At 61.0% G+C, this 13779-nt stretch carries 12 protein-coding genes, 1 pseudogene and 1 riboswitch; of the genes and pseudogenes, 7 read left to right on the top strand and 6 right to left on the bottom strand.

Annotated features, from left to right (window positions below; translation table 11 throughout):
• Positions 1-14: 14 nt before the first annotated feature.
• From Tal182_RS20920 to Tal182_RS20895, 6 genes and pseudogenes are all read right to left on the bottom strand, one after another.
• Positions 15-308: a hypothetical protein gene (locus tag Tal182_RS20920; RefSeq protein ID WP_085860615.1), complete on the bottom strand. Its 294-nt coding sequence runs from the start codon at positions 306-308 to the stop codon at positions 15-17.
• 46 nt (positions 309-354) lie between these two features.
• On the bottom strand, positions 355-1092 hold the full coding sequence (locus tag Tal182_RS20915) for a sugar transferase (RefSeq protein WP_085860614.1): 738 nt from the start codon (positions 1090-1092) through the stop codon (positions 355-357).
• Between the two features lie 167 nt (positions 1093-1259).
• A pseudogene (locus Tal182_RS20910) lies at positions 1260-2479 on the bottom strand (acyltransferase).
• 89 nt (positions 2480-2568) lie between these two features.
• Positions 2569-3579, bottom strand: coding sequence for an ABC transporter substrate-binding protein (locus tag Tal182_RS20905; protein WP_085860612.1), 1011 nt, complete (start codon positions 3577-3579; stop codon positions 2569-2571).
• A 67-nt stretch (positions 3580-3646) separates the two neighbouring features.
• Entirely contained in the window at positions 3647-4459 is an 813-nt protein-coding gene (locus Tal182_RS20900; RefSeq protein ID WP_085860611.1) for an ABC transporter ATP-binding protein, read from the bottom strand.
• Positions 4456-5262, bottom strand: coding sequence for an ABC transporter permease (locus Tal182_RS20895; protein WP_085860610.1), 807 nt, complete (start codon positions 5260-5262; stop codon positions 4456-4458). Before Tal182_RS20895 ends, Tal182_RS20900 begins: the two co-directional genes overlap by 4 nt.
• A 160-nt stretch (positions 5263-5422) precedes the next feature.
• Positions 5423-5536, bottom strand: a riboswitch (TPP riboswitch).
• Positions 5537-5868: 332 nt separating this feature from the next.
• Between Tal182_RS20895 and soxR the strand changes: the two genes are divergently transcribed.
• From soxR to fdhF, 7 genes are all read left to right on the top strand, one after another.
• Positions 5869-6339: a redox-sensitive transcriptional activator SoxR gene (gene soxR / locus Tal182_RS20890; protein WP_064805379.1), complete on the top strand. Its 471-nt coding sequence runs from the start codon at positions 5869-5871 to the stop codon at positions 6337-6339.
• 123 nt (positions 6340-6462) lie between these two features.
• The gene (locus Tal182_RS20885) at positions 6463-7233 is read left to right on the top strand and encodes an SDR family oxidoreductase (protein WP_085861013.1); all 771 of its coding nucleotides are present in this window, start codon (positions 6463-6465) and stop codon (positions 7231-7233) included.
• A 103-nt stretch (positions 7234-7336) separates the two neighbouring features.
• Positions 7337-7678 carry a metalloregulator ArsR/SmtB family transcription factor gene (locus Tal182_RS20880; RefSeq protein ID WP_064805377.1) on the top strand — a complete coding sequence of 114 codons (342 nt, stop codon included), beginning with the start codon at positions 7337-7339 and terminating at the stop codon, positions 7676-7678.
• Between the two features lie 77 nt (positions 7679-7755).
• Positions 7756-8649: a LysR family transcriptional regulator gene (locus Tal182_RS20875; protein WP_011427055.1), complete on the top strand. Its 894-nt coding sequence runs from the start codon at positions 7756-7758 to the stop codon at positions 8647-8649.
• Between the two features lie 135 nt (positions 8650-8784).
• A complete protein-coding gene (locus Tal182_RS20870) occupies positions 8785-9264 on the top strand; it encodes a formate dehydrogenase subunit gamma (RefSeq protein ID WP_064805375.1) in 480 nt (159 codons plus the stop codon).
• A complete protein-coding gene (locus Tal182_RS20865) occupies positions 9261-10817 on the top strand; it encodes an NADH-quinone oxidoreductase subunit NuoF (RefSeq protein ID WP_085860609.1) in 1557 nt (518 codons plus the stop codon). The genes Tal182_RS20870 and Tal182_RS20865 overlap by 4 nt, the downstream gene beginning before the upstream one ends.
• Before the next feature lie 66 nt (positions 10818-10883).
• Positions 10884-13763 (top strand): formate dehydrogenase subunit alpha, encoded by a 2880-nt coding sequence (gene fdhF / locus Tal182_RS20860; RefSeq protein WP_085860608.1) that lies wholly within the window; start codon positions 10884-10886, stop codon positions 13761-13763.
• The last annotated feature ends 16 nt before the right edge of the window (positions 13764-13779 follow it).

The following is a 13779-nucleotide window of genomic DNA, read 5'->3' as shown; positions in this document are numbered from 1 at the left end:
TCATACCGACAGCATCAATGAAAGGCGGCCTCGAAGGCCGCTTTTTTGTTTTGCGGTCTTCGAGCGAAGGTCGAAGCGCCATCATCGAGAGCTTGAAAGAAAGAGTGGGCGTTCAAAGCCGCTTTTGCCCGGCTTATAACAGAGGCCACATTTGCAGCGCCGTCCGCCCCCAAGGCGCGCAAAAAGGCGCTGCGGCTCTTAATAAACCCATAGTGTTTTCTGATTTGGGTCGATGTGCTGAAGCACGTCGCGGTCTTCAGATTCGCCTCTCGCGCTCTAGCGCTTTGTTTTGTGCATACCGTTTTCATGGCCGCATATCTTTGCGCGCCATGCTTTGAACCGCGTAGACTCTCACTAGAAGCCGGTGCCGCCGCGCAGCTCGATGACCAGCGTCTTCAACAGAATTTTCAGGTCGAGCCGCAGGCTGAAATTCCTGACATAATAGATATCGCAGGCGATGCGGGCCCGGGCTTGCAACGGGCGCGCCGTCGGTCCGCGCCAGCCGCGTGTCTGCGCGAGGCCGGTGATGCCGGGGCGCATGATGTGGCGATGGTGGTAGTTCGGCACCAATTCTTCGTAGAGCCTGCCGGCCGCGCGCATGTTGATGGCATGACAGCGCGGACCGACCAGGGACATGTCGCCCCTGAGGACGTTTAGAAGCTGCGGCAGCTCATCAATGTTGGTCCTGCGGAGCAGAGCGCCGATGCCGGTCACCCGCCTGTCGCCCTTGACGGTTTGCTGGATGCCGCTGGGATCGCAAGCGTCGGTGTGCATCGAGCGGAACTTGAAGACGGTGATCTTCCGGCCGTTCAGGCCCCAACGGATCTGACGGAAGAATACGGGGCCGCCATCGTCGAGTTTGATGAAAAGAGCGATTGCCAGGAAAAGCGGCGCCAGCACGAGGAGAGCGCTGGCCGAGATGACGATGTCGATCAGCCGCTTTACGGCCAATCGCAGAGCCGCCTTCCCTTCGACACCGGAAAAGCTGTCCGGCTGGCGAATGTTGGAGTTCGCTACAACCAGGGTCCGGATTTTGTTCTGACGCTGAGACGAATCGAAGCGTGAACTTATCTTCGAAGTAAAAGCATTCATTACTCAAAGCCCAGAAGTTTAGATGCGATACTGAACAGCGGGGAGACAGATACATGCTTACGTATGGTTTGTCATCGTTATAAATAAGAAATCGGTAAGCATAAAGACGCCAAAAATGGGAGTATTTCGCGTTAACCCTAATGCCTCTAGTTGAGTGGTATTCGAAATTATACTTTTAAAGGAGTAGCCCGATCAGGCGGCGCGATGTCAGGCGGTTACCCAAGTCGATTGCCGGTCGTTCCAACAGATAATAACTGAGGCTTGCCACCAGAAAAACCAGCGCCGCCGTCAGTGTGCAAGATTGCAGCCAGCCGGTGACCACATTCTCCGAGGTGGCCCCGAACGAGCCGGGGGCGAGTCTCTGGATCAATGTCAGGATGATCTCCTGCCAGATGTAAATGCCGAAAGAGATCTTGGCGACGTAGCGGATAGGAGCGTTATCAAGCAGCCTGCCCAGACCCTGCGAATGGCTGAGTGAAATGAGCGCTGTTGCGACGGCCAGTGGGAAGACCGGAAATCCATAAGGGATGTCAAGCCAGCCGTAACCTTCGGCCGAGCCACCGGGGGATGTGAGGAGGCGGTAACCGGCAATCGCAAGGGCCAGGAGTGCCGCGGCATCGAACCAGGGGGAGCGTCTTGCGGGCAACATCACTTCGATGCCGGCGGCAAGCGCGCCGAGCGCGAAGACGGCAAAGAAGCCGATCGGATTATAGTTAGGCATCCATTCCTTCGCCCCGCCCTGCAGGCCATATGCCCAGCCACGACCGATATCGTCGAGCGCAAAGAGCCTCAGGATCACCAGATGGGCAAGAAGGACGACGGCACCGACGCCGAGCCAGGCGGCGCGGGCGAAGAACGGACGTCGCCGCAGCAGCGGCAAGCGAAACAGCAGGAAAAAGCCGACCGGCAGGAGCACATAGCTGGTCACCTCGAAGGGAATGGACCAGAGCGGCCCATCGGCTTCGACGGGAAAAAACGTGCGCCAATGCCACTGGCTCATGAACAGTAGTCCCGAGACGTAGCGGACGACGAGTTCCGGCGTCGGCGGCAGGGCAAGCAGCGTCAGGCTGAGGACGAAGCTGACGCTGGCGGCGAACCAGAAGCCCGGAGCGATGCGTGCCAACCTGCGGATGGCGTAGTGCCCAAGGTTCGGCATGGCGCCGCCGGCGTCGAGAGCGTGCCAGAAGGGGCGGGCAAGCAGAAAGCCGCTAAGCACGAAAAAGATGGCGACCCCGAAATTGCCGAAGCGGAGGACGTTTGCCGTCGCCGCCATTTCATCCGGAACTCTGCGCATATCCAGCCGGAGCGCGAGATGATGCGCGAGCACCAACAAGCAGGCCATCGCGCGCAGAAAGTCTGCTCCGACGAGTCTGTCCTGTGCTCGCATGTCGTTCCCCGCCCTGCCCGATTCGGCTTAAACCGCCCCAGGCTCAAAGCATTGCCGCGGAAAGCCGCTTCGGCAAGGCCCGGGCCGGATCAGCCGAGGAACTCGTTGGTGTAATAGGTGGAAAAGTCCGGCTTCTCTTTGAGCGCGACGCCATTCGCATCCACCAGGATCTCGTTCTCGATCAGGAAGCCGCCGATGGCATCGGCCTTTGCCGGGTCAAGCGTGCCGATCACGCCGGCCTCGGATCTCAGGAAATGGCCTTCGATCAACGCTTTCTGAGATGCTTTTACCAGTTCCGCGTTCATCAGCGCGCCGTTACTTCCTGATATCAGCAGGTCGCAGGCTTCGTCGGGATGGTCGATGGAGTAGACATAGCCTTGACGTGTGGCCTGGATGAAGGCGCGCGCGTGTTCTCGACTGGCCGAGAGATAGGCGTCGCTGGAAACGATGACCGTCGTCTGCTCGTCGGGAATGCCGTAATCGGAATAATGGAAGCGGCTGATCTTCCGATTCTCCAGCTCGGCGGCGATGCCCTCCCAGGTGTAGATCTCCAGCGTGAAGTCAATCGAGCCATTGTCCAGTGCCTCATAGGCGGAGGTGCCGAGGGTGACGGTCTTGACGTCGCCTTTGCCGCCGTCATTGCGGATCATCGCCGAGACCAGCGCGCTCTCCCAGGTGCCGCCGAAGCCGCCATAGGTCTTGCCGTCGAGATCTCTAGGGCTCTTGATGTCGTCGCGTCCGCCCTTGAAAATCAGGCGCGCGGTTTCCGTCTGGACGATGCCATAGACCATCTTCACGTCACCGCCGCCAGCCCGCTGCGTTAGGGCCTCGATCTCGCTGCTGATGCCGAAATCGGCGACCCCGTTCGACACCAGCGTGCCGGCGCTGGTGTCGGTAAAGGGTAGAATTTCGACATCGAGGCCGGCGGCCGCATAGAAGCCTTTCGCCTTGGCGACATAGATGCCGATATGGTTGGTGTTGGGCGTCCAGTCGAGCGCGATGCGAACCTTTGCGGGCGCCGGTTGGGCGAAGGCGGCGCGGCCGGCGAGGCTTGTTGCGATGGTGGCAAGGATCGTCTGGCGACGGGTGAGAAGCGGCATGGTGACCTCCTCAGGTCTTGAGAGCATGATGCCGAAAAGTGTGAGCGTTTTCGGACGACATCATGCCCTAACTCTTTAAATTGGAACAGGATTCAGATTTCAGGCCGACCGGCCTAAAATCATCCTGTTCCAGCGGATGAAGCAGGGTTTGCAGGATTTCAGTCTCGATTGCCTGAGCTGCGGGTGAACCGAGATCGGCGATGCTTCTCGGGCTGGGCAGGGGGACACGGAATTCGCGGATGATGCGGGCCGGGCGGGCAGACAGCACGTAGATCCGATCGGAGAGGAAAACGGCCTCGCGGACATCGTGCGTGATTAGCAGCGCCGTCCAGCGATGTTCGGTCCACATGCCCTGCAGCCACTCCTGGATCTGTGTGCGGGTCAGCGCATCGAGCGCGCCGAAGGGCTCGTCGAGCAGCAGCATGTCCTGCTTCTGGATGACGGTGCGCAGCAGTGCCGCACGCTGGCGCATGCCGCCGGAAAGAGAAGAGGGGTAGTGATGCTCGAAGCCGGCAAGGCCGAACCGCTCGAAGAGGGGCGCGACAGCGGCGCGGGCCGCCCGACGAGTCATGCCTTTCACTTCAAGGCCGAGCGCGGCATTATCGATGATTCGGCGCCACGGCATCAGCGCATCGCGTTGCGGCATGAAGGCAAAGGAATGCGGCGTCTGTTCCAGCGCTGCACCGTTGAAAAGCATGGCGCCGGAATCAGGCCGCAGCGCCTGTGTCAGCAGTCTCAGCACAGTCGATTTTCCGGAGCCGGATGGGCCGACGATCGAAACGAACTCGCCGTTTGCGACGGTGAGTGAAATGTCGCTCAGAACCTTCATGCCGTCGAAGGATTTCGAGATGTTGCGCAGCTCAAGCATCTGACCGGTCATCGGCGCCGCTCCTGGGATGGCTGCCAGGGCATGACGAAACGCTGGATAACCAGCGTCAGCGCGAAGAGGCAGAGCGTCAAGAGAGCGCTGATGATCACGGCGGCGAGCACGAGATCGGGACGGAAATTGTTCTTGGCGTTGAGGATATAGATGCCGAGGCCGCTTGCAGCGCCGGCATATTCGGCAAAGATCGCGCCGACGACGGCATAGGTGATCGAGATCCTGAGACCCGCGAAGAAAAAGGGCAAAGAGGAGGGAAGGCGCGCCAGGCGGAAAATGCGCCAGCGGCTCGCCTTCATCGAGTTCAGCAATTCGGCAATATCGCGGTCGGTTGCCTCATAACCCTGAAGCAGGGCAACGAGCAGCGGGAAAAAGGTGACGAGGGCCACCAGCAATATCTTCGGCAAAAGGCCGAAACCGAACCAGAGAACGACGAGGGGTGCAATCGCCACCAGCGGCAAAGTCTGACTGGCAATGAAGATCGGCAGCAGTGCCCGGCGCATGAAGGGCATGAAATCCATCAGGATCGAAGAGGCGAAGGCGAAGGCGAGCGACAGAGCGAAACCGCCGAGTGTGGCGCCGAGCGTCGGCCAGGTGTTTGATATCAGCCCCTCTCGGTTCAGCCAGCCCTGGACAAGGATACGCGAAGGCGCCGGCAGAATGGACGGTTTGATGCCGGAAAGATCGACATAGAGTTCCCATGCCGCCAGAAAGGCAAAGCCTGCGAGCAAGGCGGGCATTGCCCGGTACACGGCGAGACAGAGCGTCGCAAGACGCGAATCCGATGGGCGTGGCGATGTCATCGGCGCTCGATTTCAGGCTTTCGTCGGGCCGTTGGCGCAAACCTGTCGAGGGCATCGGTCTCGATGCGCAGCCTGCCGCAATTCGGGGCGATTGCCTTGACGGCATCGATAGGGATGCCGGCGGAATGGCCGGACGTCGGGTAGAGTGACACTTGCGCGCCGGAATGCATTTGGACCTCGCTCCGCTGGCATTACCCAGATCAGCTTAGAAGGGTCCGGAAGCTTGCGCCTCGCATCTCAGCCCCGGCGACACGGAGCTCCCCTGTTATTTCGGCGAAAACTATCATCGGGGTTTTCTTGCCGCAACCGCAAAATTGCAAAGCAGTCCGGCCGGTCGGGATGGGGCGCAAAAGAAAAAACACCCGGACAGAGGTCCTGTCCGGGTGTTTCCGAGGTTCCGTACCTGCCGGGAACGGAACCCGAGCGCTCGCCTCTCGGGGGCTATATCGGCTGGAGCGATCGATACGGGGGCGGACGAGCGCCGATGCCCTCGTTCCAGCTTTTATCGACCGGATGATCTCACTGCCGCTCCTTCCTGCGCCTCGCGCTTTACGGGCGGGGGAGCAGGGGTTATAAAACCTCAACTAATATTGAGGTCAATAGGCGATGAATAGGATTTCTGCAACGCCGCTCGGCAGGCTTCTGACGGTCGGTGAAGTGGCGCAACGCAGCGGTCTTGCCGTCTCGGCGCTGCATTTCTATGAGGTCAAGGGGCTGATCTCGAGTATCCGCACGCGCGGCAACCAGCGGCGCTACGGACGCGATGTGCTTCGCCGGCTCGGCATCATCAAGGTGGCGCAACGTGTCGGCATTCCGCTTTCGGAAATCCAGACGGCATTTGCCTCCCTGCCGCAGGGACGCACGCCGACGGTTGCCGACTGGCAGACGCTGTCGGCGCGCTGGAAGGATGAGCTCGACACGCGAATCAGACAGCTGAGCCTGCTGCGAGACCGTCTGACCGGCTGCATCGGCTGCGGCTGCCTGTCGATCGAAAGCTGTCCGTTGCGCAATCCCTTCGATCGGCTCGGCGAGGAAGGGCCGGGCCCGCGGCTGCTGGAGAGCGAAAACGAAGTGTGAGCTTTCGAGGAAGAGCGCTAGCCTCTCGCGGAAAGATGATGCCGCCTTTCTTTCGGCCGGCGCGCTCATATGTTAAGGGCGAATGGCGCAACAGGCGGCTTTGTCCGCGAGGAGGACGGCTTCGTGTTCCATCCGAGACTATTCGAGAATCGCAATGTCATCGTGACCGGCGCCGGGCGGGGCATCGGCCTCGAAGTGGCCCGGCAGTTCCTGGACTGCCGCGCGAAGGTGATCGTCCATACCGGACGCAAACCGGGGCGCGAGCTGCCGGATTTTCTGCTGACGGCTGAATCCGAAAGACGGGCGCTGCTGCTGCACGCCGATTTCACCGCCGCTGGCGGCGCTGCGCAATTTGCCGAAAATGCGCTTGCCTTTTTCGACAAGGTGCATGTGCTCGTCAATAACGCCGGCACCATGCTCGGCCGTTTTCCGGCTGCCACACTGACCGACGCAGATTATGAGGCGATCGTGCGTTTGAACCAGACGTCGGTGGTGGCGCTGACGCGTGCGCTGCTGCCGGCATTAAAGGCGGCGGAAGGCGCTGCCATCGTCAACACCGTTTCAATTTCCGCGCTGACCGGCGGCAGTCCCGGTTCTTCGATCTATTCCGCTTCGAAAGCTTTCGTTTCCACCTATTCCAAGGCGCTTGCCCGCGAGCTCGCGCCGGATAGCATCCGCGTCAATTGTGTCTCGCCCGGAACGATCGAGACGGATTTCCATGAGCGCTATTCCTCCCGCGAAAAGCTGGAGCAGACGAGAAAGTCTATTCCCTTGCAGCGGCTGGGCACGGCGGAGGACTGCGCTCCGGCCTATCTGTTCCTGGCGGCACCCTCCCTCTCCGGATACATTACCGGCCAGGTCATCGAGATCAATGGCGGCCAGCTTATCTGCTGATTTGGTTAGACCTTTTTTGACATTTCATCACTTTTGGCAAATTCGCGTGTGCGAATATGCTATTGTGCTGATCTGCCTTTTCGCTTCCCTTCCGAGATGTCGAATGCCATTGCCCAAGCCCGAGCCGGGAATGTCCGGTCAGGAACTGCACAAACTCGCTGGAAACGCTCGTGAGGCGAGCGATCTGCTGAAGGCACTGGCGCACCAGACCCGACTTCTGATTCTTTGCATACTCGCGAGTGAGGAGCGGACGGTCGGTGAAATCGAAAACATCCTCGGCATTCAGCAGGCAATGGTCTCGCAGCAGCTCGCACGTTTAAGGCTTGAAGGCCTCGTCAATACGCGCCGTCAGGGTAGGCTGGTCTATTACCGTATCGGCAATACAAGCGTGCTTGCCTTCCTTGAATCGTTGTTCGATCTTTTTCCGGCTGCTGAAAACAATTAGTACCGCCCTTGCGGAGCACGGTTGCTGCGTCGAAGATAGGCTGATCCGGATGATTTCGCGCCGGATCGGGAGACCGGATGATCGACAAGCTGGAATTTTTCATCGCCCTTGCCAACGAAAAGCATTTCGGCCGCGCCGCGGAGGAGTGCGGGATTTCCCAGCCGACACTTTCGGCCGCCATCCGGCAGCTTGAAGACCAGCTTGGCGTCATGCTGGTGCAGCGCGGCTCGCGGTTTCAGGGGCTGACGCCGGAGGGGCAGCGGGTGCTTGAATGGGCGCGGCGCATCGTCGGCGATGCTCGCACCATGCGGGAAGAGATGCGCGCCGCCCGCCGCGGTCTTTCCGGCCACATCCGCCTCGCTGCCATTCCGACCGCGCTCGCCATGCTTTCGCGCATCACCACGCCCTTTCAGGAACGACATCCGGGAGTGACCTTCTCGATCGTCTCGCGGAACTCGCTGCAGGTGCTGAGCATGCTCGAAAATCTCGAGATCGATGCCGGTATCACCTATCTTGAAAATGAGCCGCTCGGACGTGTCACCAGTGTTCCCCTCTACGCCGAGCGCTATCACCTGATCACGGCTGCGGGCAGCCCGCTGTCCGATCGCGACAACGTGACCTGGAAGGAGGTCGGCGATCTTCGGCTTTGTCTATTGACCGCCGACATGCAGAACCGACGCATCATCAACCGGCACCTGACGGAAGCGGGCGCGACCGTACATCCAACTCTCGAATCCAACTCGATGATCGTGCTGTTCTCGCATGTCAGAACTGGGCGCTGGGCAAGCATCATGCCGCGCAACGTCGCGAAATCATTTGGATTCCCAATAGAAATCCGCATGATTCCGATCGTTGAACCGGAGGCCCACCATCTGGTCGGCCTCGTCGCGCCCTATCGCGAACCCTTCACGCCGCTCGTTTCGGCCTTGCTGCATGAAGCGCGCGTGCTCGTGCGGGATGAAGAGCTCTGATAGAGAAAACCTATCAATCCACGAGATAGCTTTATTGATCGTCGCCGGCTTCCCTGAGATGCTGCATGAGGGGATGGCCTCATGCCGGTGGAGAGCGCCATTCCGCAACGAGCAAGCGGCTGGGAGGGCTGCCTCATGACCATTCATATCGCCGAAGGCGATATCGCAGCGCGCACGCGTTCCATTGTCGCCGACCTTCGCTCCCTTGAAGGGCCGCTGCTTCCCATTCTTCATCAAGTTCAGCAGGAATTCGGCTATGTGCCGCAGCAAGCCCTGCCCGTGATCGCGGAGGAACTGAACCTTTCGCGCGCCGAGGTGCATGGCGTGATGACCTTTTATCACGATTATCGCGACCACCCCGCCGGGCGGCATGTGCTGAAGCTCTGTCGCGCCGAGGCCTGTCAGTCGATGGGTGGCGACGCGCTGGCTGAGCGCATCAAGGCGCTGCTCGGCATCGATTTTCACCAGACGACGCTCGACGGCAGCGTGACGCTGGAGGCAGTCTACTGCCTCGGGCTCTGCGCCTGCGCGCCGTCGGCAATGCTCGACGGCGAGGTGTATGGCCGGCTCGACGATCAGATGGCGGCGGAACTCGTTGCGGAGGCGCGCCGATGACAGTCAAGATATATGTTCCGCGCGATGCCGCTGCGCTGGCGCTCGGGGCCGAAAAGGTGGCAAAGGCGATTGCCCAGGAGATCGTCGCCCGCGGCCTCGATGCCGAGATCGTGCGCAACGGCTCGCGCGGAATGTTCTGGCTGGAGCCGCTGGTCGAGGTCGAGCTTGCCGGCAAGCGCATCGGCTACGGACCGGTGAAGGCAAAGGATGTGTCCGGTCTTTTCGACGCCGGGATCGTCAACGGCGGCGATCATCCCCTCTGTCTCGGGGAGGTTGAAGACCTCCCGTTCTTGAAGGAACAGACCCGCTTGACCTTCGCCCGCTGCGGCGTCATCGATCCGCTCTCGCTTTCGGATTACGAGGCGCATGGCGGCCTTGCCGGCCTTCGCCGCGCCGTGGCGATGGCGCCCGCTGAAATCGTCAAGGAAGTCACCGATTCCGGCCTGCGCGGTCGCGGCGGTGCCGGCTTTCCCACGGGCATCAAGTGGAAGACCGTTCTCGATGCTAGCGGCGAACGCAAATATATCGTCTGCAACGCCGATGAGGGGGACAGCGGCACCTTTGCTGACCGGATGATCATGGAGGGCGATCCCTTCGTGCTGATCGAAGGCATGGCAATATCAGGACTTGCGACCGGCGCCACGAAGGGCTTCGTCTACACCCGTTCGGAATATCCGCATGCAATCGCTGCGATGAGCGAGGCCGTCGGCATCGCGCGGCAGGCCGGGATCCTCGGCCCGTCGGTGCTTGGCTCGGGCCGCGCGTTCGATATTGAGGTGCGTACCGGCGCCGGCGCCTATGTCTGCGGTGAAGAAACGGCTCTCTTGAACAGTCTCGAAGGCAAGCGCGGCATCGTGCGCGCCAAGCCGCCGCTGCCGGCGCATAAGGGTCTGTTCGACTGTCCGACCGTCATCAACAATGTGATCTCACTGGCTTCGGTGCCTGTCATCATGGAAAAGGGCGCCGCCTTCTACCGCGATTTCGGCATGGGCCGCTCGCGCGGCACCATTCCGCTGCAGATCGCCGGCAATGTCAGATATGGCGGTCTCTACGAAACAGCCTTCGGTCTTTCGCTCGGCGAGATCGTCGACAGGATCGGTGGCGGCACGAGGACCGGCCGGCCGGTCAAGGCCGTGCAGGTCGGCGGACCACTCGGCGCCTATTTCCCGCGGGCGCTGTTCGATACGCCTTTCGACTACGAATCCTTTGCCGCCAAGGACGGACTCATCGGCCACGCCGGCATTGTCGTCTTCGACGACACGGCCGACATGCTGAAGCAGGCGCGTTTCGCCATGGAATTCTGTGCTGTCGAAAGCTGCGGCAAGTGCACGCCCTGCCGCATCGGTTCGACGCGCGGCGTCGAGACGGTTGACAAGATCGCTCGCGGCATCGAGCCGGAGGAGAACCGAATATTGCTTGGCGATCTCTGCAATACCATGAAATTCGGGTCGCTCTGCGCGCTTGGCGGCTTCACGCCCTATCCCGTGATGAGCGCCATGACGCATTTCCCGGAAGATTTTGTGCCGGCACCGGTCGTGGAGGCTGCCGAGTGATGATCTTCCAAGCTGCAGCCGCATGCCGTGACCTGCGCAATCCCATTTCCCTACAGGAGGCCGACCATGTCTCTCATCCATGAAATCGACTACGGCACTCCCGCTTCGAAATCCGAAACCATGGTGACGCTCACCATTGATGGGCAACAGATCAGCGTGCCGGAAGGCACCTCCATCATGCGCGCCTCAATGGAAGCCGGCATCGAGGTGCCGAAGCTCTGCGCCACCGACATGGTTGATGCCTTCGGCTCTTGCCGGCTCTGTCTCGTCGAGATCGAGGGCCGCCCTGGCACGCCGGCCTCCTGCACGACGCCGGTGGCGGCAAACATGGTGGTGCACACGCAGACGGGACGATTGAAGGATATCCGCCGCGGCGTGATGGAGCTCTACATTTCCGATCATCCGCTCGACTGTCTCACCTGTGCTGCCAATGGCGATTGCCAGTTGCAGGACATGGCAGGCGCTGTCGGCCTGCGTGACGTGCGCTACGGCTATGAGGGCGACAATCACGTCAAGGCGCGCAGCAACGGCGACATCAATCTGAAATGGATGCCGAAGGACGAGTCCAATCCCTATTTCACCTATGATCCCTCCAAATGCATCGTCTGTTCGCTTTGCGTGCGCGCCTGCGAGGAAGTGCAGGGCACTTTTGCGCTGACGATCGAGGGGCGCGGTTTCGGCTCCCGCGTGTCACCCGGCATGCATGAGAATTTCATGGATTCCGAATGCGTTTCCTGCGGCGCCTGTGTCCAGGCCTGTCCGACGGCGACGCTGACGGAGAAATCGGTGATCGAGATCGGCCAGCCGGAGCATTCGGCCGTCACCACCTGCGCCTATTGCGGCGTCGGCTGCTCCTTCAAGGCGGAGATGCGCGGCGAGGAACTGGTGCGCATGGTGCCGTGGAAGGAGGGACAGGCCAATCGCGGCCATTCCTGCGTCAAGGGCCGCTTCGCCTACGGTTATTCCACTCACAAGGACCGCATCCTCAACCCGATGATCCGCGAAAAGGTCAGTGATCCCTGGCGGGAGGTGAGCTGGGACGAGGCCTTCGCCCATGTGGCGTCGGAGTTCCGCCGCATCCAATATCAATATGGCCGCGACGCGATCGGCGGCATCACCTCCTCGCGCTGCACCAATGAGGAAACCTATCTGGTGCAGAAGCTGGTCCGCGCCGGTTTCGGCAACAACAATGTCGATACCTGCGCCCGCGTCTGCCATTCGCCGACCGGCTACGGTCTCGGCCAGACATTTGGGACCTCGGCCGGAACGCAGAATTTCGACAGCGTCGAACAATCCGATGTCGTTGTCATCATCGGCGCCAACCCGACGGACGGTCATCCGGTGTTCGGCTCGCGGCTGAAGAAGCGACTGCGCCAGGGGGCGAAGCTCATCGTCATCGATCCGCGCCGCACCGATATCGTCCGGTCACCCCATGTCGAGGCTTCCTACCACCTGCCGCTGAAGCCGGGCACCAATGTCGCGGTGATGACGGCGCTGGCGCATGTGATCGTCACCGAAGGGCTCTATGACGAGACCTTCATCCGCGAGCGTTGCGACTGGTCGGAATTCGAGGACTGGGCTGCCTTCGTCGCCGAACCGGCGCACAGCCCCGAACAGACCGAGATCTTCACCGGCGTGCCGGCGGCGGATCTGCGCGGCGCGGCGAGGCTCTATGCCAAGGGCGGCAACGGCGCGATCTATTACGGTCTCGGCGTTACCGAACACAGCCAGGGTTCGACCACGGTCATCGCGATCGCCAATCTGGCAATGGCGACCGGCAATATCGGCCGTCCCGGCGTCGGCGTAAATCCGCTGCGCGGCCAGAACAATGTGCAGGGCTCCTGCGACATGGGTTCCTTCCCGCACGAGCTGCCCGGCTACCGGCATATTTCCGACGATGCGACGCGTGATATCTTCGAAAAGCTCTGGGGCGTGAAGCTTAGCGACGAGCCGGGCCTTCGCATTCCGAATATGCTCGATGCGGCGGTCGACGGCTCGTTCAAAGGGCTTTACGTCCAGGGCGAGGACATCCTGCAATCCGATCCGGATACGAAACATGTCGCGGCCGGGCTTGCGGCGATGGAATGCGTCGTCGTGCAGGACCTGTTCCTCAACGAAACCGCCAACTACGCCCATGTCTTCCTGCCGGGCTCGACCTTCCTCGAGAAGGACGGCACATTCACCAATGCCGAGCGGCGCATCAACCGTGTGCGCAAGTTGATGACGCCACGCAATGGCTATGGTGACTGGGAGGTGACGCAGAAACTTGCCCAGACCATGGGGCTCGACTGGAATTATGCCCATCCGTCGGAGATCATGGACGAGATTGCCGCGACGACGCCGAGTTTCGCGCTTGTTTCCTACGATTACCTCGAAAAGATGGGTTCGGTGCAGTGGCCCTGCAACGAGAAGAACCCGCTCGGTTCGCCGATCATGCATGTCAACGGTTTCGTCCGCGGCAAGGGCAAGTTCATCCGCACCGAATATGTGGCGACCGACGAGCGCACCGGCCCGCGCTTCCCGCTGCTGCTCACCACCGGCCGCATCCTCAGCCAGTATAATGTCGGAGCGCAGACGCGGCGGACCGAGAATGTCGTCTGGCACGCGGAAGACCGGCTGGAGATTCATCCGCACGACGCCGAACAGCGCGGTGTGCGTGACGGCGACTGGGTGAAGCTCATGAGCCGCTCCGGCGACACGACGCTCCGAGCGTTGATCACCGATCGTGTTGCGCCGGGCGTCGTCTATACGACCTTCCATCATCCCAATACGCAGGCGAACGTCATCACCACCGATTTCTCCGACTGGGCGACCAACTGCCCGGAATATAAGGTGACGGCGGTGCAGGTCTCGCCGTCGAACGGGCCGAGCGACTGGCAGCTCGAATATGACGAGCAGGCACGGCAATCGCGCCGCATCGCCGGCAAGCTCGAAGCGGCGGAGTGACAATGCCGGGGCGATT

It is taken from the genome of Rhizobium sp. TAL182, from assembly GCF_002117725.1.
Lineage (GTDB): Bacteria > Pseudomonadota > Alphaproteobacteria > Rhizobiales > Rhizobiaceae > Rhizobium > Rhizobium esperanzae.
Note: the sequence above shows the minus strand (reverse complement) of the source record. Positions and strands in the feature narration are given on the sequence as shown.